Genomic DNA, 26,999 nt, shown 5'->3' with positions numbered 1-26,999 from the left:
CAAATCACCCGGCGATAAAGCTCACCCGCACCTTCAACCCCGCCTGCTCACCATCGTGCAGGCTGATCTGCGCCAGATGCGCCCGACAAATCTCACCGACAATCGCCAAGCCCAAACCCGAGCCCGCCACCTGCTGATTACGCCGATAGAAGCGCTCGAACACCCGATCACGCTCCTCCAGCGGAATCCCCGGCCCGTCATCTTCAACCTCAAGCACCGCCGGCGCCGTGACCCGCAGAATCACATTGCCGCCCGACGGTGTATGCGCCAATGCGTTGTCCACCAGATTGCTCAGCAACTCATTGAGCAGCGTCGGTTCGCCACGCAACCACACCGGCTCATCCGCCTCCAGCGCTAGGGCGACACCGCGCGCGTGCGCCAGCGGCGCCATGGCCATGCCCAGTTCACGGGCCAATTGACTCAGATCGAGCAACTGCGCGCCGCCCTCGGCAATTGCCCGAGCGCCGTTTTCGACGCGGGCCAGCGACAGCAACTGATTAGCCAAATGGGTCAGACGATCGGTGCTTTGCGCGCAGGATTCCAGAGTGCTGCGCCACGTCTCGGGTTCACTTGATCGCAAACCCAACTCAAGCCGCGCCTTGAGCGCTGCCAATGGCGTACGCAATTCATGCGCCGCATCGGCGATGAACTGCGCCTGACGTTCAAATTGGCCGCGCAGGCGCTCGGTAAAATGGTTGAGGCTGCGTACCAGCGGACCAAACTCGTGCTGCACTTCCACCAATGGCAACGGGCGCAAGTCATCGGGCTGACGCTCCTCCACCGCCGTGCGCAACCGCTCCAATGGCCGCAACGCTGCACTGACCGCGAACCAGACCAACAGCAACGCGCCAATCGCCAACATGCCCAATCGCAGCAACGTATCGCCCGCCAGACCGCGTGCCATGCTGACGCGAGCTTCATCGGTTTCAGCGACGCGGATTTCGGCCATGCCATTCATGTTCGGCTCGCTCACCGCTTTGAGCAGGCTGACCACGCGCACGTTCTGGCCCCGGTAGGTGGCGTTGTAGAAGCGCGCCAACGCCGGATAATCGTCGGTTCTTGGCGTGCCGGGCGGCGGTCCTGGCAGGTTTTCGTAACCGGAAATCAACTTCTGATGAATGTCGTTGACCTGGTAATAGATCCGCCCGGCGCTGTCGTAGGCGAACGTATCGAGGGCCACATAAGGCACATCGGCACTGAGGGTGCCGTCACGCTGGGACAAGCCGGCAGCGATGGTTCGCGCCGAGGCCAGCAAGGTTCGGTCATAGGCAGTGTCGGCGGCGACGCGGCCATTCCAGTAAGCACTCAAGCCACTGGCAAGCATCAACACCACCAGCAATATCGCCAGATTCCACAGCAATCGCCAGCGCAAGCTGCTGGGCTTATGCATCGCGGCTTTCCAGCAGATAGCCGAGGCCACGGAAGGTTACGATCGCCACCGGTTGGCCATCGAGTTTCTTGCGCAAGCGATGCACGTAGATTTCGATCGCGTCAGGGCTGGCCTCCTCATCAAGGCCAAACACCTGCGACGCCAGTTGCTCTTTGCTCATCACCCTCCCCGGCCTTGCTATCAGTGCTTCGAGTACCGCTTGTTCGCGAGACGTCAGGCTCAGCAATTCCTCGCCGAGGGTGAAACGACGGGTGTCGAGGTCGTAGGCCAGCACACCGCAACGCTGCTGACGCTCGCCGCCGAGCACAGTGCGGCGCAACAGGGCCTTGACCCGCGCTTCCAGTTCGGTCAACTCGAAAGGTTTGGCAAGGTAGTCGTCAGCGCCAAGATTGAGGCCGTGCACGCGATCCTTCACATCACTGCGTGCGGTCAACATCAACACCGGCAAATTCTTTCCGCGCGCGCGCAATCGCGCCAGCACCTCAAACCCGTCCATGCGCGGCAGGCCGACATCGAGGATCGCCACCGCGTACTCCTCGCTGCCGAGCGCAAGGTCGGCAGCCACCCCATCGTGCAACACATCCACGGTAAGACCCGTGCTCTTGAGCGCCTGAGCAACACTTTCGGCCAGTTGCAGATGGTCTTCGACGAGCAGAACACGCATGGATTTTCACCTCATTCAGGGGTGGCCGACGCCACGCTTTGCCGCGGAGTTTACAGCCGCCTCTGCCGCTGTGAAGCCCGAAAACCGTGAAAGTCATTTGAAAGGTTAGCGAAAGGTTGGCCCGTTAGAGTCAATGCACGGACAGTCCAGACTGCCGTCGCTGATGCCACACAGCGTTACGAAAAACGCCACGAAGCGTTTTCGACCAATAAGAACAATAAACGGAGTACCCCCGCATGCCGTCCTTGCAGACCAAGGCTCTCACGCCTGTTCGTCCTTCCCGTTTCAGCCATACCGCCCTTGCCAGTGCCGCCGCCCTCGCCGGTTTTTCGCCGCTGAGCCACGCCGACTTCATCGAAGACAGCAGCGCCACCTTCGAAACCCGCAACATGTATTTCAACCGCGACTTTCGCTCTGGCACCAGCGCCCAGCAATCCAAACGCGATGAATGGGCTCAGGGTTTCATGCTCAATCTGCAATCGGGTTACACCGACGGCACCGTGGGGTTCGGTGTCGATGCGCTGGGCATGCTCGGGGTCAAACTCGATTCGAGTCCGGATCGCACCGGCAGCGGCCTGCTGCCGACCCACGACGATGGGCGCGCCGCGAACGAATACTCGAAAGTCGGCCTGACCGGCAAAGTAAAGATCTCCGCCACGGAACTGAAAATCGGCAGCCTGATTCCCGAACTGCCAATCCTCAAGGCGAACGACGGGCGCATCCTGCCGCAGACCTTTGAAGGCGGCTTGCTGACGTCCAAAGAGTTCAAGAACCTGACCTTCACCGGTGGCCGTCTGGAGAAGGCCAAGGATCGCGACAGCACCGATTTCGAGGACATCGCCCTCAACAACAAGAACGGCCGCTTCGCTGGCGCCGTCGCCGGTAAGCACTTCGATTTTGGCGGCGTGGACTACAAGTTCACCGACAAGATCACTGGCAGTTACCACTTCGCCCAACTCGACGAAGTCTACAACCAGCACTTTTTCGGCCTCGTCGCCTCACGGTCGATGGGCCCGGGGACTTTTGCGACCGACCTGCGTTTTGCCCTCAGTGATGACCAAGGCGCAGCCCGTGGCGGCGAGATCGACAACCGCTCGCTCAACGGTCTGGTCAGCTATGCCTTGAGCGGCCACAAGTTCACCGCCGGTTATCAGCACATGTCCGGCGACAGTGCATTCCCCTATGTCGATGGCAGTGACCCGTACCTGGTCAACTTCGTGCAGATCAACGATTTCGCCGGCGCCGAAGAGCGCTCCTGGCAAGCACGTTACGACTATGACTTCGGCAAACTCGGCATCCCTGGCCTGAGCTTCATGACCCGCTACTTGAGCGGCGACAACATCAAACTCAAGAACGGTGATGAAGGCAAAGAGTGGGAGCGCAACACCGAAATCAAATATGTGGTGCAAAGCGGCGCCCTGAAAGACGTTGCCGTGCGCCTGCGTAATGCAACCTACCGTTCCAACTATTCTGCTCGCGATGCGGACGAAGTGCGTCTGCTGGTGAGCTATAGCGTTGCTCTTTGGTAACCGCCCTTGGGTAAGCAACACCTCGAATAACAACAATGTCCGTGGAGACTGAAATGAACTTATCACTGCGTAAAGTGGCTCTCGCCGCCAGTTGCATCCTGTTTGCCGGCCAGCTCTTGGCCGAACCGAAACGTCCGGAATGTATCGCCCCGGCTTCGCCTGGCGGTGGTTTCGACCTGACCTGCAAACTGGCGCAAAGTGCGCTGGTCAACGAGAAGCTGCTGAGCAAACCGATGCGCGTGACCTACATGCCCGGCGGTGTCGGCGCGGTCGCCTACAACGCGGTGGTCGCTCAACGTCCCGCCGACGCCGGCACCCTGGTGGCGTGGTCGAGCGGTTCGCTGCTGAACCTGGCTCAGGGCAAGTTCGGTCGTTTCGATGAAAGCAACGTGCGCTGGCTGGCAGCCGTCGGTACAAGCTACGGCGCCATCGCCGTGAAAAGCGATTCGCCCTACAAGACTCTCGACGATCTCGTTCAGGCGCTGAAGAAAGATCCGAGCAAAGTGGTCATCGGTTCCGGTGGCACCGTCGGCAGCCAGGACTGGATGCAAACAGCGCTGATCGCCAAGGCTGCCGGGATCAACCCGCGTGACCTGCGTTACGTCGCCCTCGAAGGCGGCGGCGAAATCGCCACGGCCCTGCTTGGCGGGCACATTCAGGTCGGCAGCACCGACATCTCCGACTCCATGCCGCACATCCAGAGCGGTGACATGCGTCTGCTGGCGGTGTTTGCCGACAAGCGTCTGGATCAGCCGGAAATGAAAGACATCCCGACGGCCAAAGAGCAAGGCTATGACATCGTCTGGCCGGTGGTACGCGGTTTCTACCTCGGGCCAAAAGTCAGCGATGAAGACTACGCCTGGTGGAAAGCGGCATTCGACAAACTGCTGGCCTCCGAAGACTTCGCCAAGCTGCGCGATCAGCGTGAACTGTTCCCGTTCGCCATGACCGGTCCGGAACTGGACACCTACGTGAAGAAGCAGGTCGCGGACTACAAAGTGCTGGCCAAAGAGTTCGGCCTGATTCAGTGATCGTCTCTGTCTAGCGGCTGTGGCCCCGTTCGCCCGGGGCTGCAGCACAGGAGTTCCCCATGCTTATTCAACGCATTTTCGCCTCGGTGCTGTTGCTGGCCTGCGTCGGCCTGGCACTGATGGCCTGGCCGTATCAGGCAGCCTTTTCCTACGAACCGGTTGGCCCTCGCGCCTTTCCTCTGTTGATGCTCGGTCTGATGGGCCTGGCCTTGCTGTACATGGTGTTTCGTCCAGCACCGATCAAAAGCAAAGATGACGAGCCGCCGCTGGATCGTGAAACCCTGACCAAGATCGGTATTTGCGTGATTCTGCTGCTGGTGTTCGCCGGCACCTTCGAACCCCTTGGTTTCATCATCGCCAGCATCCTGACGGGCATACCGATGGCGCGCCTGTACGGCGGCCGCTGGTTGCCAAGCATCGTGATCATCAGCCTGATGGCCGTCGGTCTTTACCTGCTGTTCGACCGTGTGATGGACGTTCCGCTGCCCCTCGGCCTGCTCGACGTTCTGGAGAACTGATATGGATACTCTTGGCTATTTGGGTCAGGGCTTTGGCGTCGCGCTGACCCCCTACAACCTGGTCACCGCGCTCTGCGGCACCTTGATCGGTACTGTCGTCGGCCTGCTGCCGGGTCTGGGCCCGATCAACGGCGTGGCCCTGCTGATCCCGATCGCATTCGCCCTCGGCCTGCCGCCGGAATCGGCGTTGATTCTGCTGGCGGCGGTTTATCTGGGCTGCGAATACGGCGGGCGAATCAGTTCGATCCTGCTGAACATTCCTGGCGAAGCCTCCACCGTAATGACCACCCTCGACGGCTACCCGATGGCCCGCAAGGGTCTGGCTGGCGTGGCGTTGTCGCTGTCGGCGTGGAGTTCGTTCATCGGCGCGCTCATCGCCACTTGCGGCATGGTGCTGTTCGCCCCGCTGCTGGCGAAATGGGCGATTGCCTTTGGTCCGGCGGAATACTTCGTGTTGATGGTCTTCGCGATTGTCTGTCTCGGCGGCATGGCCGGTGATCGACCGCTGAAAACCTTTATTGCGGCGCTGATCGGTCTGTTCCTGTCGACCGTCGGCATCGACGCCAACAGCGGCGTGTATCGCTTCACCGGTGACAACATTCACCTGACTGACGGCATTCAGTTCGTCGTGCTGGTGCTGGGCCTGTTCTCCATCAGCGAAATCCTCCTGCTGCTGGAAAAAACCCACCACGGCCAGGAAGCGGTAAAAGCCACCGGGCGCATGATGTTCAACTTCAAGGAAGCGGCGTCGGTGTTCACGGTGAACCTGCGTTGCGGCGTGCTGGGTTTCATCATGGGCGTGTTGCCGGGGGCCGGTGCGACGCTTGCCAGCGCCGTGGCCTACATGACCGAGAAGCGTCTTGCCGGCGCCACAGGCAAATTTGGTGAGGGCGATGCCCGTGGCCTCGCAGCCCCGGAAACCGCCATCGGTGGCGCGGCTTGCGGTGCCTTGGTGCCGATGCTGACCCTCGGTGTTCCAGGTTCAGGTACCACCGCGGTGATGATCGGTGCGCTATCGCTGTACAACATCACGCCGGGCCCACTGCTATTCCAGCAACAACCGGACATCGTCTGGGGTCTGATCGCCTCGTTGTTCATCGCCAACGTCATGCTGGTGGTTCTCAACATCCCGATGATCCGCGTGTTCACCCGCATCCTCGCCGTGCCGAACTGGGCACTGGTGCCGGTCATCGCCATCATCACCGGGATCGGCGTTTACGCGGTGCATGCCACCACGTTCGATCTGTTCCTGATGATCGGCATTGGTATCTTCGGTTACATCCTGCGCAAGCTGGACTTCCCGTTGTCGCCGCTGCTGCTGGGCTTCATCCTCGGCGAACTGATGGAGCAGAACCTGCGCCGCGCCCTGTCGATCTCCAACGGTGCACTGGAAATCCTCTGGTCGAGCCCGATCACCCTCGGTTGCTGGGTGTTGACGGGGATCATGCTCTTGATGCCGATCATCCGTATCTGGCGCAAACGTTCCGCTGCCCGTCGCGCCATTGCCGGTGTCTGATCGGTCGCTCAAGACCGGGTGGGGAACGCCGCTGGTCGGTCTGCTTGGCGGTTATATCGCCAGCCAGATCGGCTGGCCACTGCCGTGGATGGTCGGCTCGTTGCTGGCGATCATCCTCGTGCGCTGCTTCACTCCTTGGCAATTGAGCGAAATCCCTGGCGGGCGTAAATGCGGCCAGTGGATTGTGGGAATCGGCATCGGCCTGCACTTCACCCCGGTGGTGATGGAACAGGTGCTGAGTCATTTCGGTTTGATCTTCTTCGGGGCGCTGGTCACCAGTGTGTCGGCGGTGGTCGGTGTGTGGTTGATGCGCCGTACCGGCGAAGATCGAGCTACCGCGTTTTTTTCCAGCATGCCCGGCGGCTCGGGTGAGATGGTCAACCTCGGCGCGCGCAACGGCGCGATGCTCAGCCATGTCGCGGCGGGGCAGAGTTTGCGGGTGTTGGTGGTGGTGTTGTGTGTGCCGGCGGCGTTCAAGTATTTGCTCGGCGATGGCACGCCTGTTTCTCACGCAGGCAGCGTCGACTGGCGCTGGCTGGCGCTTCTGTTTCCGGCGGGAGCCCTGCTCGCCTGGGTCTGGGAGCGACTGCGTCAACCCAATCCCTGGCTGTTCGGGCCATTGCTGGTGAGCGCGTCGATCAGCATTGGCTGGGACTTGCACATCGGTCTGCCCGATGGCGGCAGTCAGATTGGCCAGTGGCTGATCGGCAGCGGTTTGGGCTGCCACTTCAACCGGCAATTCTTCCGGCGGGCGCCATCGTTCATGGGCCGCACGTTGATCGGCACGGTGTTGACCATGTTGATCGCCACATTGGCGGCGCTGGGCTTGAGCACACTGACCCATCTGGATCTACGCTCGCTGACCCTGGGCATGATGCCTGGCGGTATCGCTGAAATGAGTCTGACGGCGCAGACCCTGCAACTGTCGGTGCCGCTGGTGACGGCGATGCAGGTGATGCGGTTGTTGTTTGTGCTGTTTCTGGCTGAGCCGTTGTTCAAATACTGGAATCGCAATTCCGAATAATTCAGAAAGACCGGGTTGCCCCATCAAACCGGCGGCAACCGCCACTCAATCGGCGTCTCGCCGTTCTGCTCCAGAAACTTGTTGGTGCGACTGAAGTGCCCGCAACCCAAAAAGCCACGATACGCCGACAACGGTGACGGATGCACTGACGTCAGCACCAGATGCTTGGTCGCATCAATCAGCTTTTGCTTGCTCTGCGCATGGGCGCCCCACAGCATGAACACTAGGTGCGGCTGCTGCTCGCTGACCAGCTCAATGATTCGATCAGTGAAAAACTGCCAGCCCTTGTCCTTGTGCGCGTTGGCGGTGGCACGCTCCACCGTCATGGTGGTGTTAAGCATCAACACGCCTTGATCGGCCCAGCTCTGCAAGTAGCCATGGGTGGGGATGTCGATGTTCAGGTCGCGCTTCAACTCTTTATAGATGTTGACCAGCGACGGCGGTGCCGGCACACCCGGTTGCACCGAGAAGCACAGGCCATGGGCCTGGCCCGGGCCGTGATACGGGTCCTGGCCGAGGATCACCACTTTGACTTTATCCAGCGGCGTCGAATTCAGCGCGTTGAAAATCAGCGGCCCCGGCGGATAGATTTCCTTGCCGGCCGCCCGCTCCTGCTGCAGGAAGTTACGCAACTCTGCCATGTAAGGCTGGTCGAATTCGGCACGCAGTGCCTCCTTCCAGCTCGGTTCGAGTTTGATACGGTCGTCAGCAGTCATGGTCATACCCGGCAAAAACAATGGGGCGAACCCTAGGAAAGCCGACCACGCTTGTCAATTGATCTGACGCAGATCCGGCACTTTCCCCCACAGCGATCATACTGAACGCTCCAATTCCCGATCGAGGTCACGATGAATCTGCACTTCGAAGAACTCACCGGCACCGACGGCGCCCGCATCGGTATCGCCAGCCTGGATGCTGAAAAATCGCTGAACGCGTTGTCCCTGCCAATGATCAACGCCTTGAGCGACAAACTGAACGTTTGGGCCAAGGATCCGCAAATCGTCTGCGTACTGCTGCGCGGCAACGGCGCCAAGGCCTTCTGCGCCGGCGGCGAAGTGCGCAGCCTGGTGGAAGCCTGTCGCGCCCATCCCGGCGAAGTGCCGCCGCTGGCCGCGCAGTTCTTCAGCGCGGAATATCGCCTGGATTACAGCCTGCACACTTATCCAAAACCGCTGATCTGCTGGGGCCACGGCTACGTGCTGGGCGGCGGCATGGGCTTGTTGCAAGGCGCCAGCACGCGGATCGTCACCCCGAGCAGCCGCTTGGCGATGCCGGAAATCACCATTGGTCTGTATCCGGATGTGGGTGCCAGTTGGTTTCTCTCAAGGCTGCCGGGCAAGCTCGGCTTGTTTCTCGGCCTGACCGGCGCGCACCTGAACGGGCGCGATGCGATTGATCTGGGCTTGGCCGACCGTTTTATGCTCGACGAACAACAACCGGAACTGATCGAAGGCCTGCTGCAATTGAACTGGCAGGAACAGACCGACATGCAACTCAACAGCCTGCTCAAAGCGTTGCAGCAGGAAGCCGTTGGCCAATTGCCAGAGGCGCAGTGGTTGCCGCGTCGTCAGCAAATCGACGATCTGCTCGACGTCAGCGACGTCACCTGTGCGTGGAAAGCCATCAGCCTGCAACGTGACAGCAGCGACCCGTTACTCGCCCGCGCTGCCAAGACCCTGAGCGAAGGCTCGCCGGTGACCGCTCATCTGGTCTGGGAACAGATCATCCGCGCCCGTTATATGTCACTCGCCGAAGTCTTTCAGATGGAATACACCCTGAGCCTCAATTGCTGCCGGCATCCTGAGTTCAGTGAAGGGGTCCGCGCACGGTTGATCGACAAGGATCAGAAGCCGCACTGGCATTGGCCGGACGTCAATCACGTGCCGGATGCAGTGGTCGAGGCGCACTTTCACAAGGTTTGGGAGGGCCGACATCCGTTGGCGGATCTGACGCAGTATTGAAGTACTGATTGCCCGCGATGGTCACCTTTGTCTTCGATCGCGGGCACCCTCAAACTGACGTTATTACAGTTAATTCAGTTCGTAGAACTTGATTATCTCGGCCAACGCGAGTTGCGACTCTTCATTTTCTTTTACAAGAATATCCTCCACATCACGCAGTGGCGGAAGAGGATGCAGTCGTTCGGCAATTTGCGCTGCGGGGTAGTCTTTAACCATTTCTCCTTCGCCGCTAACCCTTATGAACCCAATCGCGCTTTCGCCTCCAGAAAAATGATTAGCCACTCGAACCTTGGGGCCCATGCCATAGCAGACCACTATGACAAGATCTTCCTGATCGCGATGAAACCTTAATTGTTCAATAGGTATACCCACACCCGAAAAATCGATTCCATCGATCCCACCCCCGGTGTTATTAATCAAGTCTCTTCCAAGACCATCGTATTTGTAGAGATCGTTGCCAGCACCACCAGACAACGTGTCATTACCGGGACCGCCTAGCAGTACATCATCGTCGACACTCCCCATCAGCGCATCATGTCCCTGCATACCTCTGATTTCACCTGCGCCGCTTAGAGTGTCATTACCGTGACTTCCCACCAGTGGGAGCGCTTGGCCATTTCTCATAGATTTGGCACTGGCCGCATTATCGACCAAGAGACCATTGTAATAAGTATTCGGGGCAGGACCCAGCTGACTGGAGCCAAACAGTTCTTTGAGAGTAAGGCTTGAGCCATCTGCAAATTTAATAATCTCAATGCCGGAACCCTCGATATCTCCGGCATTGGGTAGAACAATGCGAACTTTCTGCGACCCACCCCATTTAATATCGAGTGTCGAATAGAGCATTTGCGCGCGCGGCGGATGGCGATAGGCATTACGACGCGGATCAGGTGCCAACTCAACATTCACTGTTTCAATGAGTGTTGCGCCCCAACTGAGCTGCAAATTCTCCTGCGTCGCGTCTTCTGGAAGCACGACAGTATCTTGATCGACTAATCCATACTCGTCCTTCCATCCGGCAACACCTACTTCAGGTCGGATAAAAACCGGATTCAGCACATCCGCGATAATGGTCGTTGCGCCAGCATGCGCCTGCACGATGTAAGTATCGGCACCGTTTTCACCGTACAGGTAGTCATCCCCAGCGCCGCTCACTAAATAATCAGCGCCTTCAGAACCGAGGAGGGTATCGTTGCCTGCACCGGCGGACAGAAAGGCACCCGGTATCCTTTCATTAATATAGCCGTAATCAAGTAGAACACCAGAATAGGCGACGATCAGGTCATCGCCTGCACCCCCCAGGAAAAGATTGCCGACTTCGACATTAACTCGCCCACCGACATCGTCGCCGTGGACAACTTTATGTTTGATCGTTTCAGTTGTGACATCCCGCCGAAATTCCTTGCGGACAGTTTCGCCCGCCGTGAAACTTTCAGCAGGATAGATGTACCACCCTTCGATAGCACCTGAATCTGTTCTATCTGCAATAATTACGTCGCCGACTTTGAATGAAAAACCGCTGGCAGTGCCAGATCGAAAATAACGTGGCTCCAGCAATAACGGCGACGTAATGCCCTCTTTCTTTACCTCTCGAAAACTGGATCGGGATGTAGAGCTTGACTGTCTTTCGCTAAATACCGCATCGCCAGTGGCAGACCCCATCCATTGAGGCGTTTCAGACAATGCCCCCGTTTCGATGCTTTCATCGATCACATCAGTGTGGGTGATATAACCCGTATCGTTGGTGGTTATATGGTTACGAACCCAGACACCTGGTTTGCTCAAGGTAAATCCTGTTGCATGCCTGCTAGCGGAGCGCTTTGCTTTGAGCTCCGCCAGGAACCTGTCTGTCCAGCCAACATTATGATCAATGGCATTACTTCGTTCCTCGCCAGGAACAACGATCCCTGATTGGTCCGGAACAGCAACCTGTACTTCGTTTGCAATAATGTCTTTATCTTCTTCTTTGGCCAGCACTCCATCCCCTGCTGGCGGCTCGATGATCTCTACAGCTGGCAGCGTTTTTTTCATGACCTCTTGATAGCCGAGAATGACACCATCGCTAAACGTGAACGTTGAATTCTTCCATTCTTCATAATTCCTGATAAGGATGGCGTCCCCCTCACCATTGAACAGCCGCAATACCCGGCCTACGGAAACATCAATAATGTCGGCTTTCAAACTTTCCGCAGAGAACCCGGCACCGAACTTGATGACATTGCTGCCACCTGAATCGGTGATAACGTCAAGACCATCACCCACCCCGAAATAGTAAACATCAGCGCCGTCATGGCCCTCCATCACGTCGTTACCGGGCCCGCCATCAAAAACGTTATTGCCGGAATCCCCACGAAGGTGGTCTACACCCTCCCCGCCCAATAACGTGTCGTTGCCACCACCGCCGAGCAAGGTATCGTTGCCTGAACCACCGTCCAGATAATCTGCGCCATGTTCGGCTTCGGCTGTCTGCGCGTAGTCGCCGGATAAAATGTCATCATCAGCGCCGCCATAAAGCGTGTCGGCGCCCAAGCCGCCCAGAAGGGTATCGTTTCCTTCATCGCCTTGAAGGTAATCATTGTTGATTCCACCTGACTGCAGGTTGGACACATCGCCATCCAGCGCGTCAGCTCCTGCCCCACCGATCAGGGTATCGGAACCCCCCATTCCCTGAAGTGTGTCATCGCCCGCTCCACCATCAAGTAAATCATTACCGTGGTACCGAATTGGATGCTCAGCATAATCCCCGGCCAGCGCGTCGTTACCCTCACCTCCGAACAGCAGATCATCCGCCCCACCGCCCCAGAGTGTGTCGTCTCCTGCACCACCGTCCAGCAGGTCGCTTCCAAAAAAGTGGGCAGCGTCACCAGCAACGCCGTTCAGTACATCGTCATCGCCCTTGATAGTGTCATTGCCTGGACCACCATAAATCGCATCGTTTCCACCGTTACCAGCGAGCCAATCATCGCCACTTCCACCGTCCAATACATCGTTACCATGGTGTTTGCTTTGCAGTCCCCCGCCCCAATCGAGGTTGTCTCCCATTATCGTGTCGTTACCGCTTCCTCCGGCCAGCGTGTCATCCCCCCCATCCCCTGCAAGAAGATCATCTTCTGTTCCACCATCAAGCAGATCCTCGCCCCATCCGCCATTGAGAACATCGCGACCGCCCTGGCCGTAGAGAACATCGTTATCGCCCTGCGTCGAACTGTTAAAGGAGGCCTGTGAAAAGACAGTTCGGTGACTGGTGACACCACCGTCTATAAGCACTTCGACGCGTTTGAATCCCCATTTCTGCTCCAGCGCGCCGGTCGTTTCATCCCCTGATAAAACGTCATCTCCCGCACCTCCAATCAGCGTATCCCGATCGTTACCGCCCAGAAGCACGTCCTGGGATGCCGTACCGATGAGCAAATCGTGGCCGGCGCCTCCGTCAAGCCAATCGCCTCGAGCGGCTTTCCCTTTAGAGTCACCAGCGGCCATGGCTTTTTCGAGCGTCGTCTGTTTATCCCCAAACAACTGATCGTTTCCGTCCTTGCCGAATAATCGGTCTGATCCACCAAGTCCGAGAATGACGTCGTCTTTTGCAGAGCCGTAGAGCACATCGGCCTTGTTTCTCTGTTTTACGTTGGCCAATAGCAACGCGTTGCCCAGCTCATCGTATGAGAACTGATCACCGGGAACATTGGGGTCGATATCTTTCGCTTTCCAGTCGCCCTGGAGAACCAGATCGGGAGCAGAGACCGTATGGTCTTGGTGTTCAGGAAGTCGGATACCAAGCATCCCGGGGCGGAAGTTCTTGATAACGACGAGGTCGTTCAGGCCATATTTGATGTTGAGGGTGGGTTCAGTGAGTTCTTCGATGAGGGTCAGGGTGATGGCCTGATCCTCGGTCGACCAGATATTGCTCAAAGGGGCGCGACGTTTGAGTGAAGGAATCGGCGCGCCGTTGATCCACAGCTGCCCATTGGCGTTGGCGTCGAAGATCTCATCGATGCCATCACCGCTGGAAAACTCATAGCGGTCGCTGCCTTCGCCACCGCTCAAAGAGTCGTTACCCTTTCCTCCGACCAGAACATCATCACCGGCCATTCCGTGCAACGCATCATTGCCGTCGCCTCCACCAAGCAAGTCGTTGCCGCGTCCACCCTCGATGACATCGTGACCTGCCAGTCCGTTGATCGTGTCATTGCCCGCGCCGCCATACAGATGGTCAGTGTTCGCACCGCCTGCCAAAGACCGTGCACCGTCATCGCCGAACATGACCAGCGGATTCAACACACCGGTGGTCATCGGCGCCTGTTTGGCTGAGGCGAGATCGGAGTAGGAAAACTTCTGCAGCGAGTGCTCTCCAAACGAGCCCTGGGTTCGGGCAATCAACCGGGCCAACATCTGCGCACGATCGGCAAGCCATTGCGCAGTGATGAAACCTTCGCCGGTCAGCGGATCGTAGAGTTCCAGTCCGCGTCCGGGGTAACCGTCATCGCGTTCGATGACGATTTCACTGAGTTGCTTCAGGGAATTACGCAACGCCAGGCCGATGGGTGTCGACTCGCCAGCCAGTTTTGCCCATGAATTGGCGTTTCCGTATTCGCCTATCGAACGGGTGACGATGCTTTGGGACTGCTCTGGTGAAAATGCCGAGAAGAATGCGTAAGCGTTGGTGGCGAAGGTTTCATCGGTGGTAGGTGGCGCTGCTGAATCGCCGTTGTAGGTGCGCTTGAACATGTCCAGAAATTCGTTCTGGCCATAGCGCAATATCAGGTCGACCACGACGGAAACCGGCGTGCCTTTCACGACATGCTGAATCAGCGGATTGAGGCTGCCACTGGCGAGCGCGATATTGATTTGCTCTGGCACGACGGAAAGCAGACTTTGCAATGGATTGACGCCGAAATTGCTGATCGCCGCTCGCAGGCCGACACTGTAGGAATCGATGGCGAACAGAATATTTTTATAGTCATCGAGCCTGTTGGCTTTTGCTTGAATCGGCGGGCCGCCATCTTCCCCTTGCGAATCACCCGCAGAGATCAATCTCCAGGTTTCATAGGGCGGCGCTCCACCCAACAGGCTGAATCCGACTGTCCCTGACCAGCCGGCGTTATGGCTCACGGCTGTATCCTTCTCTCCGCAAGCCTCACTAAACAGTGCCTTGCCGATCGCACTGGCATCAATCTCTGCAATCTGGCTGATGGATGGAACCGTCCAGGGTGCCAGCCGACCCGCGAGGGATCCGTCGATCAAAGTATTGATGAAATTGGCGGCGACCTGATTCGATGACAGTTGCATCAGGTTTTCACTGAAGATTTTATTCAATCTCAGTTCACCTTGCCGCGAGGTGTAGCCGCGAATCAGGGCGGAGTAGGCACCGTTTCCACCGTTGGCATCAATGGCCACGGCAAGCCAGAGCCTGGCGCTTTTCAGAACTTTTCCCGCTTCTTGATCGACAGCGGTAGCCTCAGAAACTCTTCCGCCAATAATATCGAATAGCTTTTGATACAGGGGAGCGCAGCTAGCCCCTGTTAATTCCAGCGCAAGATATTCGACATCTTCAGAATCGAACATCAGTCCCTTGCAAATATTTGCTGCATTTAAGATTTCTGTTTTTTCCAGATCATTAAAAACATAACTCATCGTTACTTCCTTGTAATAACAGAGCGTGAAAGATAGCTACTGAGAAACTTAAGCATCTCAGGTGACTCTCGTAATGACGATAGACCGAGACTTACCCGACCGTGCCCTCCGGAAAAATCAAAGCTGTGTAACTCCACAGTGCAAAAAAAGTTCAAACTCCCAAAATCCAGGTTTTCCAATTCGGCTCTACTGAGTTTCGCCAATTTCTCGTCAGTCAGTTCCTCCTCAGCAGCCGGGCGAATCAAGCCGTTACAGCTTATCAATCGAGGAGTGCCATCACGCCGCGGCCAGTCAGCAATGACAAACTTTCGAACGGAAGCCTCATTCTTGAAATGCGGCGGAGGTGCATTCAGCCAAAGTTCCAGTCCAGGATAATTTTTCAACTTCACAATCAACTCATCCGGCCAGTTGACGTGCCGATAGCCCCGTTCATGGGGTTCAGTGTTTTCTTTTTTTGTATAAAGCCCAGCGTTCAGCTTATAAAGACGCCAACTTTCAGGAGTCGGCTTTACACTCTGGTCGTGGTAAGACCGTATCTCCGTCCCGGTCCACCAGAAATGCCCCTTGAGCGTATTGGCCAGACACGCTTTCTTATTCGCCAGTTCAGGCATGCCCACATAAAACTCCGGGACCAGAGTCTTATCCACATAGCTTCCGCCCAGTATGGGCACCTGCTTCATGCTCGCCAGCTTCTTTTGACAGGCCTCCTGATCCGCGTAATAGATTGCCATCGCCTCGGCGACCTGTTCTTCACGGATATAAAAATTCACCACGCAATAACAGGCATAAATAAACAAGCCGTATTTCAACAACCTCTTAAACCATTTAACCCATGGCTTGTGCGACATCCGGAGCATTTCAAATCTCCCTGTCAAACTGACGAGCAGGCGGTTTCTTGAGATGCCCGAACATCGCGTTTTCAAATACCTCAAAGTAATGTTTCGTGCCGTACGCCACATCAAATCTGCTCGCCGTCAACTTCGCAGCGCGGCGCAGGCAGTCGAACTCATCAACGGAATCAAGAACCTTGGCAATACGTTTGGCGATACCGTGATGATCGAAGAAATCCACCAGCATTCCATTGTGACCATCGACGATCACCTCCCTTACCGGAGCCGTATCCGACGCTACTACCACACACCCAGCCGCCATCGCCTCCAGTAACGACCACGACATAACAAACGGATACGTCAAATAAACATGAACCTTTGAACAGTCCAGAACTGCCCGGTAAGTCTGGTAAGGAAGCTTCCCTGTGAAATGAACGGCGGAATGATCGAAACTTACCTCTGCCTCCATCCTGCTGCGCCAATTTGCATAGCCAACCGGCTTACCCCCGTAACTGACGTCATCACCGCCCACTATGATTATCTGCGCACCGGGACACTCAGCCTGGATATGCGGGATCGCTCGCATAAAACTGTGAAACCCGCGATAAGGCTCAAGATTCCTCGCGACATAAGTAACGATCGGCTGCCCGGCTCTCAGTTCGACGCCATTGGGCAACCTGACGGCCCCAGCTTTCGCCAAACAGGAACTCTGAATGACGCCCTCGTGAATAACCCGAATGGCCGACTGATAAGCGGCCGGAAACAGACTGCGCTGCCACCGCGTGGGCGCAATGGCAATGTCACATTGCTCAAGATTCAAAAGATGCAGCGAATTGAGCACTCGCAGCCTTGATGACTCTCTTGTTGCTCGCGGGAATTCAGGGTCGAACCCGGAATCTGCGCCCTGCGCCCGATAGTAATATTCGCAATAGTGAATAAGCGGCGCGTCAGGATAGACATCCTTGACGAAGAGCGTTTCCCCCCATCCGGGATGAGCGAGAATCACGTCCGGCCGATAACCCGAATGTTTCAGCCGGCTCAGAGTTTCAAAAACCTTCTGTCCATCAGTCACCGCTTGTTCGTAACGGGTCAGGTAGGGGTGAATACCGCTCGGCGCTCGGCTGGCAGCGCGGTATCGATATATTTTCACCCCTGCGATACCCGGCGCCGTATCCCGACCTATCGCTAAAACCTCATAACGCCTGTCAATCGCCGCCAGCACCACATGACGGAACTGGCCCGGAAAGTTTTGGTGAATTACAAGAAGCTTCATAGCGGCATCGTCCTTTTATTCGCCGCTGTTGAACTGAGTATTGCTCACCTCGATCGGCAGGAACAAACGCTAACAAATACAAGGAAATGAAACTGTAGGAAGCGTCTGGGAATGCCCTAGGAGATGGCTAACGGGACGACTTTTCGACGGTTGCGTAGTAACGCGGGGCGGCATCCGTTGGCGGATTTGACGGGTTACTGAGCCAGACGCAGGGTCGGACCGGACGCAAATCTACATCCTGTCCGACCGCCAACACGGCGTTTAACTGGACACAAGAACTCGCACTTGATTTATGGAATGTGTTCACCGCGTGTTTTTACACTCGTGAACGCTGGAAGCGCCTAACCGCGCTTTCCCAAGGACGACTCTTTGACTATGGACAGTCTCATGACGGGCAACACCCTAGAACGCACACCTTCGCTGACACAACCGCTCCCCCCCGATGAACCTGAAGGCATCGAAGCGCTGCCGGCTGTCACTGACAGCACGATTGAGCCCCCCTTAGGCAATTGGGGTGGGGCGTTGTCCTGGCCGATTCCACTGAATCCAGACGAACAACGGCGCTTGCGCCTGATTACGATGAATCATGCGCACCACTTGGGCGACCAGCCGTTGGTGATGCAGACCCAGGGTGGTGCGCTGGAGTTTCTGCGTTATCGCTGCCCACTCCCGGATAACATCGCGAACGATCCTGCCCGGATACTCGAAATCCTGATCGGCTCCGCGCAAGGGCAACTGATGGGCAATGCGCTGCAACGAAGAATGCAGGGTATCGACAGCGAAAGCAGTGCGATGGATTACCTGCTGGCAGGCATCACACTGCAACTGGACCCCGAATCGATCACTGCCCCTGATCGGCGCAAAACTGCCGATTTTGATCTGGCCAGTGATCAGCATTGGGGCCGGCGCGCCTCTGAAGTCGCAGATAACCTGGCTGATCACTTGAGCCGGGAAGGTAGAACCAGCGCTGCCCTGGCGAAAGCCGGTGCGTACCTTTTGCTGGGCAGGTCGGCACCGCAATTTCTGATTGAGGACATACCCGGGAATGTAAAAGTTGGCAGTCTGGCATGGGCGAACCTGACCATTGCGGCAATGACCATCGAGGCTCAAACACCGGGCAAAGTCCCCGGCATGTCGTTTGCCCAGATCATGAGTCAGTCTGAAAGTGCTCGCCTGGTTGACCCTGCATCCAGCCAACGCATTCAGGCAGCCGTATTACTCGATTGGGCTGTCGCCAACCAAATCATTCTGAAACGGCACGCTGATAACTACCCCGCCGGACAACTTGAAACGATAAGGGCGGCATTTAACCAGGAGCTTGATGAGCGGCTTGTTGCCGCCAGAATACTGGACAAAGAATTACCGACACGAAAAGACATTGCCCTGGCCGTATTGATAGAGCGATTTGGCGATCTGGGCACGCTTTTCGAGGTCAAGGCACTCCACACGGATACGTATCGCGGCGAGAGTGGGCAGTCGGGTTTCAGTGGCATTCATTCGCTACAGGATTACGCGATGATGGATTTGCCCAATCCGCGGCCGCTGGCATCCATTGATGCCCGCATCCCGTTGGAGGCATTGAATAACAACCCGACGTTTGGAGTGCGGGAAGCTTTCGAGCAGCAGTTCACGCGCGCCATCGAGGATAAAAAAGCCGCCGTCAATACAACGGTCAGGCACATGATCTGCCTGCTCCCACTGGAGGACAAAAAGAACTTCGAGTTTGGAAAAATCAGTTTCTTCCAACAAGGTTCATATGTGTCAGATGGTTTCTTTAATCATACTCCTTGCCCGAACGAGCCCGGACTGCTCATCAGAACGGAGCTGAGCGGCAACCTTCGGGCGTATGAAATCAATATCAATAAAGACACGATTGAACGAACAGCCCTGCACAGGGCAAAGCACCGGGAATCAAGGGAAGCCAACAAATATTTTACGACCAGAGAGCTTATCCCCCGTGAGGCGGCAAGTGAGCTGGGGCGTGAGCGCGCGTTGAGCGAATCACTTTTTAACAGTTTCAGCAGCGCTCGGTCCCGTGCGATTGCCGACGCCTTTGTGCAACATCTCGATCTGGATGATCCCGCAATCAGAGCGCTGGCCCGCGGGCAGACACCCATGGACGAGTATTACCAGCCCAAACCGCTGGGTGAGTTTTTGTTGAACCTGATCCCCTTCCGATCAGCCATTGTCAATTTTCAGCAGGGCAACTATGGCGCGGCGGTGTTTGATCTCACCGTGGATATATTCGGTTTTCTCACGGCGGGCGCCGCCACTGCAGGAAAACTGATCAGGATCGGCAGCACTGCGCTCTCCACTGGAGCCAAGGCCTTGAAGACCGTCCATGTCATCGGCGTCGCCACAATCGATGTGCTCAACCCGGTGGGCGGCTTGGGTGATCTGGCCAGACTGGTGGGGACCGGTGGCCTTTATCTACTGTCCAAAGGCGCCAAAACCGTCAACCGGCTCAGGGGCGCTGCCGACAGTTACGAAGTATTGAAAGCTGTCAGCAAACAGTATGACGCAGCGGCAACGGGCACCGTAAAAGTCGCCGGCCAGACTGTGGAAGGCGCAGCTGTATTGAAGAACGGTCAATGGTATTCATTTGATGCCGACACGATGCGACCTTACGGCAGTCCGATCGAGGAGTTTGCAGTCACCACCCAGGCGGTCGCCGGTAAAGTGGTCACTTCATACCTCGATGAGTTGCACGAGCTGAGCCATGCTCTGTTCAGTCACTTCAGTGTGCCCGAATCCAGCATTGCCGGGCTCTCGCGCAACGGCCAAGGGATATATGTTGCCGCCGACGGGCATCTCTCCCACATACGCCATACCGATAGCAGCGGTAAAACAGCGGTGTACGAGGTCAGGCAAGTCACTCGCAGTGAAGATGGCGTCGTGCAGGCGCGGGTCTATCACCGCAACCGGCAAACCGAATTGCTGATCCAGCATCTCCGCGGTGACCAGTGGCAACGACTGGGCGCGCAAGGGGGGGGACGGGAGATTAGTGCATTGCATTTACGGATGTGGGAAGCATTGTCCCCGGCGCAACAGCATCAAGTTACCCGCGGCGGCTTTGCCCGACAGTATCTACTGCCGCGAAATACATTTGAGTACTACGTCAAGCCTGGCGGTGAATTGAGCGCTGCCGGCGTGCTGGTGCGTGACCGACCCGCAGATACAGCCTTCAATCTGCCGAACGTAGCGCATGTCCGTGAATGGCAGAACATGACGCAGAAAGCCCGTGACGAAATGACCATGGGGGGATTTGCCGGTCTGCATCACTTCAACCCGGCAACCTTCAGAAGTTACGCAAGAGCCGACGGTCGCTTGGGGCCGGCCGGCGAAGCGCTGCTGCACAGCGCGGCCGGTGGTGCCTATAACAAATTCGGTTATGACCATTTACACCAGTGGAATGTGCTCTTCAGGCAACCGGGCAACACGGTGACAGAAGCGCAGTTCATGCATCAACATCAGCTCAACCCCAACATATGGCGAAAACATGTCAGGCAGGATGGGTCGCTGACAGAGGAGGCGATCAAACGTCTGGACAAGGTGAAAAAAAACACCGATCAACCTGTCCCGGATCAGCAACCTGATACGCAGAGAGTTCCGGAAATCGACTGGCCCGGCCGGGTTCCGAAGGGCAAGACTCGAAGGGTCACTGCCGAGCACCTGCGGCAATGGGAGGCGCTGCCTCAAGCAGAGCAGCAGAAGCTGACGCGTGACGGCTTTGCGCTGCAGAACAATCTGCCGCGAAAAACATTTGAGTACTACGTGAAGCCTGACGGCCAATTGAGTGAAACCGGCGTACTCGTGCGTGACCGTCCGACAGACAAAGCCTTCAACAGGACCAGCGAAACGCATGTCCGTGCCTGGCAAAACTTGACCCAGCAAGAACGTGACACCATCACAACTCAAGGATTTTCCGGTCTTCATTTTCTTCACCCGGAGACTTTTGCGGGCTATGTACATGCCGATGGAAGCCTGAAACCAACCGGACAATCCTTGATGCACCGAGCGGCCGGTGGCACCTACAAGACTTTGACCGATGAACATTTACGTCAGTGGTGGGTGCTTTCCGGGCAGCGCGATAACACCCTCACGGCAGAGGAATTCATCCGTCAACACGCATTCAATCCTGCTACATGGCAGGCGAACGTCAAAGTCGATGGATCCCTCAGAACCGCAGCCTTGCACCGTATCAAAAATGCCTTGCCTCCTGAAATGTCCACCCAACTGACAGGCCGGACTTCGAGAGTGCGTAAGCAAAGGGTCATTGCCGAACATTTGCGGGACTGGGAGGCATTACCGCAAGCGGAGCGACAGAGGCTCACACGCAAGGGGTTTGCCCGAGAGAACAACCTGCCTCGGAAAACATTCGAGTACTACGTGAAGCCCGACGGCGAGTTGAGCGCGACTGGCGTATTAGTGCGTGACCGTCCTGACGACTTACCGTTTAACCAGCCGGAAGAAACACATGTTCTTGCGTGGCAAAACATGTCTCAGCAAGAGCGAGACACAATGACCATCGAAGGATTTGCCGGTCATCATCATCTTTATCCGAACACTTTTTACAATTATGTCCGGGTCGATGGCAGTCTTGGGCCAAGGGGGCAGTCCATGATTCGCAAGGTTGCAGGCCATTCGGGGCAAAGCTCCATGCCACGCCTTGAAGGCCAACAAGCTGAAACGAGTACGCCACAAAAGCGTCCGGCGCCGGCCTCACTGGAGTCACCGCCGCCGAAAAGACCCGCCGACACGCCAGACCGTGTCGCAGAAGTTCCGGGTCCCTCTTCGGACATCTTGCCTGTCGCTATCAAAGTTGAACCAGGGATCTCCTCGTCGTTGCCTCATCAGGTCGACAACAACCTGCCGATTCTGCAGGACCCGCGAAACCCGACAATCAGCCGGACTTTATCCCTCGAAGGGCCGATAGATGACATCCGTATCGCCCACTGGAATGGCCTGCTTGACGGTCTCGATAACGCAAGCAAAAAAAACGTTTCAAGCCAGATCAAGGAATCGATCAAAGACTGGTTGCGTACCGAAGGACGGCATCAATCACGGTTTGATCAAACTCTGGAAGTGTTCACGGCACTGGATGACGGTGGGCCCAATCGCGGCGCGTCAGTGTGGGCACGACGCGATATTGCCAAATTTGAAGTGCTAGGACCGTACGCAGGCAAATTCCATGAATCAGAAGCGTCGTTGTTTCAGGAAATACGCAAACAAGGTTCAAGGGCTGTACTGACCTACTTGTTCGGCACACGGTCGGGCAATCGCTCGGTGAGTGCGCTGCACACGGGCAACAACCTGAGCCTGATCAATACCTCGCAATTGGGCGGTGGGCCGGCGTGGCGCTCGAATAACGTCATTTCCATCGCAGTGGGGAAAAACCTGACGTTTTACGTGGCGCTGAATGACATCAGGAAGGGTGAAGAATTGCTGGTTGATTACGGCCTTTCCTATAAGCCAGTGCCTGATATAGCGATTAAACCGGACCCTAGTCGATGAGTATTCAGTTCCGGCGCCGAGCCTGCTATGGCCATTAATCCTGCGTTTACCGTTGCGGCTGCATCCTGACGATATTCCGGGCACAAAAAAGCGGCGCTTTATGCGCCGCTTTTTGTTGGCGGGTGATTACCATCGGTTGCCACGCCCGTTATGGTCACCACGCCCGCTGTGTCGGTCATAGTTACCGCGACCGCGGTGATCGTTATCCCAACCGCCGCGACGATGGCCATCCCAACGCCCGCGATCGTTGTCGTGCCAGCGACGGCTTTCGTAATAACGTGGAGCCGGCTGGTAGTAACGCGGCGCCGATTGGTAATAGCGCGGTTGCTGGTAATACCGCGGGGCCGGCTGGTAGTAGCGAGGCTGCGCGTAATACGTGCTGCCACCGTTGTAATACGTGCCGCCCGTGTTGTAGTAGGCCGGTGCGGGTGATGTGTAGACCTCTGAGCTGTAATACGAGTCCGCGTAGGAGTACGGGACGCAACCGGCAACGGAAAACATCATCGCAGCAAGTAGAAGAATTCGTCTATACATGGCGGCCTCCTGGACCGCGGGTTGGCCACACCAGCGACGCTGGCAGGCGACAGTCATTTAATCGGTGACTGTCGAAAAATCAGACAGCGTTTTCGGCATCTGGTGCGTTCCTGCAACAAGTTGAAACAAGTGATTGATGAAATCCTGTTCATTTGGAAAACGCTGTCATTCAGCCGCTGATTAATGGTGGCCACCGTGATATCCGCCGCCGTGATAACCCCGTCCGTAACCGCCTCGATAGCCGTAGCCACCGTGGTAATAACGCGCGCCGCCGTAGTAGCGCGGAGCGTAATAACCACCGTAGGAATAAGGTGAGTAATAGCCGGGATAGTAGTAGGTAGACGGATAAGCATCGTAGGGCCCGGCGTAGTAGTAACAACCGGACAGACCCAAACCGAGCACCGCTCCCAGCAGCACCCTTCGCAATGTTTTTTGAATAAGCATGGCGGCCTCCTGAAAGACCCGCGACAGCAGTCGGCACAGACCGGCTGACATCTGTTTTGACTGGCAAACCCAGACCGAGTGCCAACAGCGCAAAATCATCGGATCAGCGGCAAACACGCTGCATCACGGTGCAGCCGCGCACCAACTCAAAGCGCCTCAGCAGCCTCGCCACCAACACTAGGTAAGCCGCGCGCCCGTGCCAGAGCGCCTGACGCGACTTGGCACGCGTCTCGCTTTAGCAAACCCGTGCAGGAGTCATCACAGGTTCGCGGCACCACAATTTGCAATGGCTGACTAGGGTTCCGGCTCGCATCTGCGAGTGACTGGTCCGAGAGTTGGCGACCTCCAGTTGAGGTTACACGGCGGGACAAAAGCCCGGGAGACAAGCCACCGTTCGCGGTGCCGCGTTGCCTTCCTGTCCGCCCTTGATCAACTGGAGAATCCACCATGTCACGACTACGCCTACCCGCCCTGCTCGCCGCCGTCTTCGCCGCGCTTGTCAGCACCCAATCCCCCGCCGCCCAGAAAGACCATTTCAGCGTCTGTTGGACAATCTATGCCGGCTGGATGCCATGGGAGTACGCCGGCAGCCAGGGCATTGTCGACAAGTGGGCGAAGAAATACGGGATCAAGATCGACGTCGTGCAACTCAACGACTATGTCGAATCGATCAACCAGTACACCGCCGGTCAGTTCGACGGCTGCACCATGACCAACATGGACGCACTGACCATTCCCGCCGCTGGCGGCGTCGACAGCACCGCACTGATCGTCAGCGACTTCTCCAACGGCAACGACGGTATCGTGCTCAAGGGTGAAGGCAGGAAAGTCGCCGACCTCAAGGGCATGGAAGTCAATCTGGTTGAACTGTCGGTGTCGCACTACCTGCTGGCGCGGGCGCTGGACTCGGTGGACCTGACCGAGAAAGACCTGAAAGTGGTCAACACTTCCGACGCCGATATCTCCGCCGCTTTCAACACCGAACAGGTCAACGCCGTCACTACCTGGAACCCGATGCTCTCGGACATCAAGGCCAAACCGGGGGTGACCGAAGTGTTCAATTCCAGTCAGATTCCCGGCGAGATCATGGACATGATGGTGGTCAACAGCGCCACCCTCAAAGACAACCCGGCGCTGGGCAAAGCGCTGACTGGCGCGTGGTTCGAAGTGGTCGAGTTGATGAACGCCAAAAACGCCGCGAGCAAGACTGCGCTGGAGCACATGGCCAAGGCCTCGGGCACGGATCTGGCCGGATTCCAGGCGCAACTCGACACCACCAAACTGTTCGCCACCCCGAGCGAAGCACTGAGTTTCGCCACCAGCAAACAACTGCCGGCAACCATGCGCAAAGTCGCTGAGTTTTCGTTCGAGCACGGTTTGCTCGGTGAAGGCGCCAAAGACACCAGCGCCGTCGGCATGTCGTTCGCCAACGGTGTGACCAGCGGCGACACCAGCAACCTCAAGCTGCGTTTCGATCCGACCTACGTGCAGATGGCCGCCGACGCCAAGCTGTAAGCCACGGAGGATTTGGCCATGCGCCTGATCAATCGCCACCCGGATCGTCCGAGCCGCTTGTTGCTGGTAATCCTGCCGTTCGCGTTGTTGCTGTTCGCCTACTTCATGGGTTCGGCCGAGCGACTGGCAGACAACCCCAACGACAAACTGCTGCCCAGCGCAGTGCAAATGAGCGACGCGGTAACACGCCTGGCCTTCAATGCCGACAAACGTACCGGTGACTACCTGTTGTGGCAGGACACCGCTTCGAGCCTGCGGCGCCTGGCCATCGGCCTCGGTATCGCTGCGCTGGCCGGGCTGTGTCTGGGCATCGCTGCCGGGACTTTACCGTTATTCGGTGCGCCGTTGTCACCGCTGCTGACGGTGCTGTCGATGGTGCCGCCGCTCGCGATCCTGCCGATTCTGTTCATCGTCTTCGGCTTGGGCGAATTGTCCAAAGTGATGCTGATCGTGATCGGCATCACACCGGCACTCGCTCGGGATCTGGAACAGCGCGCCCGGGAAATCCCCGTCGAGTTGCTGATCAAGGCGCAGACCCTCGGCGCCTCGACCTGGACGCTGATGCTGCGCGTGGTGCTGCCGCAACTACTGCCACGTTTGCTGATATCGCTGCGGCTGATGCTCGGTTCAGCGTGGTTGTTCCTGATTGCCGCCGAGGCGATCGCCTCCACCGACGGGCTCGGCTACCGGATTTTTCTGGTGCGCCGCTATCTGGCGATGGACGTCATCCTGCCTTACGTCGTGTGGATCACCCTCCTCGCCTGGCTGATGGATTGGGGTTTGAAACACCTGACGCGGCGCGCATTTCCCTGGTACGAAGGGGCCGCCAAATGAGCTTCATCCGTGTGAAAAACGTCTGGCAGCAATACGCCGATCAGGTCGTGCTCGAAGGCCTGAACCTGAACGTCAACGAGGGCGAGTTCTGCACGCTGGTCGGTGCGTCCGGTTGCGGTAAATCGACCTTCCTGCGTTTGCTGCTCGGCCAGGAAACCGCCAGTCGCGGCGAGATTCTGCTCGACGGTCAAGCGCTGGCCAGCGAGCCCGATGCCAGCCGTGGCGTGGTGTTCCAGCGCTACTCGGTGTTCCCGCACCTGAGCGTGCTGGACAACGTCGTCATCGGCCTTGAGCTACCGCACTCGCCGTTGCTGGGGCGTCTGTTCGGCAGCGCCAGGCGCCAGGCACGCGAACACGCTTCGGCGCTGTTGCACAAAGTTGGCCTCGGTCATGCGCTGGACAAATATCCGGCGCAACTGTCCGGTGGCATGCAGCAACGGCTGGCGATTGCTCAGGCGCTGATCATGAAACCGCGAGTATTGCTGCTCGACGAACCGTTCGGCGCACTCGATCCAGGCATCCGCAAAGACATGCATGCCCTGCTGCTGGACCTGTGGCGCGAGACGCCGTTGACGGTGTTCATGGTCACCCATGACCTGTCCGAAGGTTTCAGCCTCGGCACTCGCCTGCTGGTGTTCGACAAGGTTCGACTCGACCCGCACGCCCCCGGCGCCTATGGCGCACGCATCACCTATGACATCCCTTTGAACAGCGACCGCCGCGCCCAACGCGCCGCCGTCGATGCCTTGCCGGCGTCACTGGCGGGCGCACTTCGAACTGCTTGAGAGGCA

The 26,999-nt window shown here is 57.3% G+C and carries 18 protein-coding genes and 1 riboswitch; of the genes, 10 read left to right on the top strand and 8 right to left on the bottom strand.

Annotated features, from left to right (window positions below; all coding sequences use genetic code 11):
• Positions 1-4: 4 nt before the first annotated feature.
• Both AACY18_RS10920 and AACY18_RS10915 read right to left on the bottom strand, forming a co-directional pair.
• Positions 5-1,390, bottom strand: a complete 1,386-nt coding sequence (locus AACY18_RS10920; protein WP_339430742.1) for a sensor histidine kinase — start codon at positions 1,388-1,390, stop codon at positions 5-7.
• The gene (locus AACY18_RS10915; RefSeq protein ID WP_339430741.1) at positions 1,383-2,054 is read right to left on the bottom strand and encodes a response regulator; all 672 of its coding nucleotides are present in this window, start codon (positions 2,052-2,054) and stop codon (positions 1,383-1,385) included. Before AACY18_RS10915 ends, AACY18_RS10920 begins: the two co-directional genes overlap by 8 nt.
• Before the next feature lie 236 nt (positions 2,055-2,290).
• Between AACY18_RS10915 and AACY18_RS10910 the strand changes: the two genes are divergently transcribed.
• The 5 genes from AACY18_RS10910 to AACY18_RS10890 are packed head-to-tail and all read left to right on the top strand — an operon-like array spanning position 2,291 to position 7,672.
• Positions 2,291-3,583 (top strand): OprD family porin, encoded by a 1,293-nt coding sequence (locus tag AACY18_RS10910; protein ID WP_339464859.1) that lies wholly within the window; start codon positions 2,291-2,293, stop codon positions 3,581-3,583.
• A gap of 53 nt (positions 3,584-3,636) precedes the next feature.
• Positions 3,637-4,614, top strand: coding sequence for a Bug family tripartite tricarboxylate transporter substrate binding protein (locus AACY18_RS10905; RefSeq protein ID WP_339430739.1), 978 nt, complete (start codon positions 3,637-3,639; stop codon positions 4,612-4,614).
• Between the two features lie 59 nt (positions 4,615-4,673).
• Positions 4,674-5,132 carry a tripartite tricarboxylate transporter TctB family protein gene (locus AACY18_RS10900; protein WP_339430738.1) on the top strand — a complete coding sequence of 153 codons (459 nt, stop codon included), beginning with the start codon at positions 4,674-4,676 and terminating at the stop codon, positions 5,130-5,132.
• Between the two features lies 1 nt (position 5,133).
• Positions 5,134-6,648: a tripartite tricarboxylate transporter permease gene (locus AACY18_RS10895; protein ID WP_339430737.1), complete on the top strand. Its 1,515-nt coding sequence runs from the start codon at positions 5,134-5,136 to the stop codon at positions 6,646-6,648.
• Positions 6,641-7,672, top strand: coding sequence for an AbrB family transcriptional regulator (locus AACY18_RS10890; protein ID WP_339464858.1), 1,032 nt, complete (start codon positions 6,641-6,643; stop codon positions 7,670-7,672). The genes AACY18_RS10895 and AACY18_RS10890 overlap by 8 nt, the downstream gene beginning before the upstream one ends.
• Before the next feature lie 23 nt (positions 7,673-7,695).
• On the opposite strand, the gene ung is transcribed toward AACY18_RS10890, so the two are convergent.
• Positions 7,696-8,388, bottom strand: a complete 693-nt coding sequence (gene ung / locus AACY18_RS10885; RefSeq protein ID WP_339464857.1) for a uracil-DNA glycosylase — start codon at positions 8,386-8,388, stop codon at positions 7,696-7,698.
• A gap of 132 nt (positions 8,389-8,520) precedes the next feature.
• On the opposite strand from ung, the gene AACY18_RS10880 reads away from it, so the two are divergent.
• On the top strand, positions 8,521-9,633 hold the full coding sequence (locus tag AACY18_RS10880; RefSeq protein WP_339430735.1) for an enoyl-CoA hydratase/isomerase family protein: 1,113 nt from the start codon (positions 8,521-8,523) through the stop codon (positions 9,631-9,633).
• Positions 9,634-9,702: 69 nt separating this feature from the next.
• Here AACY18_RS10880 and AACY18_RS10875 read toward each other — a convergent pair whose 3' ends face one another.
• From AACY18_RS10875 to AACY18_RS10865, 3 genes are read right to left on the bottom strand one after another with little or no spacing between them, the layout of a single operon-like run.
• Positions 9,703-15,264, bottom strand: a complete 5,562-nt coding sequence (locus tag AACY18_RS10875) for a calcium-binding protein (RefSeq protein ID WP_339464856.1) — start codon at positions 15,262-15,264, stop codon at positions 9,703-9,705.
• A gap of 2 nt (positions 15,265-15,266) precedes the next feature.
• Positions 15,267-16,121, bottom strand: coding sequence for a hypothetical protein (locus tag AACY18_RS10870; protein ID WP_339430731.1), 855 nt, complete (start codon positions 16,119-16,121; stop codon positions 15,267-15,269).
• A 1-nt stretch (position 16,122) separates the two neighbouring features.
• A complete protein-coding gene (locus AACY18_RS10865; protein ID WP_339464855.1) occupies positions 16,123-17,367 on the bottom strand; it encodes a glycosyltransferase family 4 protein in 1,245 nt (414 codons plus the stop codon).
• Between the two features lie 387 nt (positions 17,368-17,754).
• Between AACY18_RS10865 and AACY18_RS10860 the strand changes: the two genes are divergently transcribed.
• Positions 17,755-22,881, top strand: a complete 5,127-nt coding sequence (locus tag AACY18_RS10860) for an SET domain-containing protein-lysine N-methyltransferase (RefSeq protein WP_339430729.1) — start codon at positions 17,755-17,757, stop codon at positions 22,879-22,881.
• A 126-nt stretch (positions 22,882-23,007) separates the two neighbouring features.
• Here AACY18_RS10860 and AACY18_RS10855 read toward each other — a convergent pair whose 3' ends face one another.
• Positions 23,008-23,415 (bottom strand): hypothetical protein, encoded by a 408-nt coding sequence (locus tag AACY18_RS10855; RefSeq protein ID WP_194933739.1) that lies wholly within the window; start codon positions 23,413-23,415, stop codon positions 23,008-23,010.
• Positions 23,416-23,595: 180 nt separating this feature from the next.
• Positions 23,596-23,859, bottom strand: coding sequence for a hypothetical protein (locus tag AACY18_RS10850; protein WP_093438415.1), 264 nt, complete (start codon positions 23,857-23,859; stop codon positions 23,596-23,598).
• A 283-nt stretch (positions 23,860-24,142) separates the two neighbouring features.
• Positions 24,143-24,243, top strand: a riboswitch (guanidine-I (ykkC/yxkD leader).
• Positions 24,244-24,306: 63 nt separating this feature from the next.
• Between AACY18_RS10850 and AACY18_RS10845 the strand changes: the two genes are divergently transcribed.
• Genes AACY18_RS10845 through AACY18_RS10835 form a run of 3 tightly spaced genes read left to right on the top strand, consistent with a single transcriptional unit; the run spans position 24,307 to position 26,993 of the window.
• Complete coding sequence (locus tag AACY18_RS10845; protein ID WP_339464854.1) at positions 24,307-25,374, top strand: putative urea ABC transporter substrate-binding protein; 1,068 nt, start codon at positions 24,307-24,309, stop codon at positions 25,372-25,374.
• Positions 25,375-25,392: 18 nt separating this feature from the next.
• Positions 25,393-26,208, top strand: a complete 816-nt coding sequence (locus AACY18_RS10840) for an ABC transporter permease (protein ID WP_339430727.1) — start codon at positions 25,393-25,395, stop codon at positions 26,206-26,208.
• Complete coding sequence (locus AACY18_RS10835) at positions 26,205-26,993, top strand: ABC transporter ATP-binding protein (protein ID WP_339464853.1); 789 nt, start codon at positions 26,205-26,207, stop codon at positions 26,991-26,993. The genes AACY18_RS10840 and AACY18_RS10835 overlap by 4 nt, the downstream gene beginning before the upstream one ends.
• The last annotated feature ends 6 nt before the right edge of the window (positions 26,994-26,999 follow it).

The organism is Pseudomonas sp. EA_65y_Pfl2_P74 (genome assembly GCF_963970575.1).
Lineage (GTDB): Bacteria > Pseudomonadota > Gammaproteobacteria > Pseudomonadales > Pseudomonadaceae > Aquipseudomonas > Aquipseudomonas baetica_A.
Note: the sequence above shows the minus strand (reverse complement) of the source record. Positions and strands in the feature narration are given on the sequence as shown.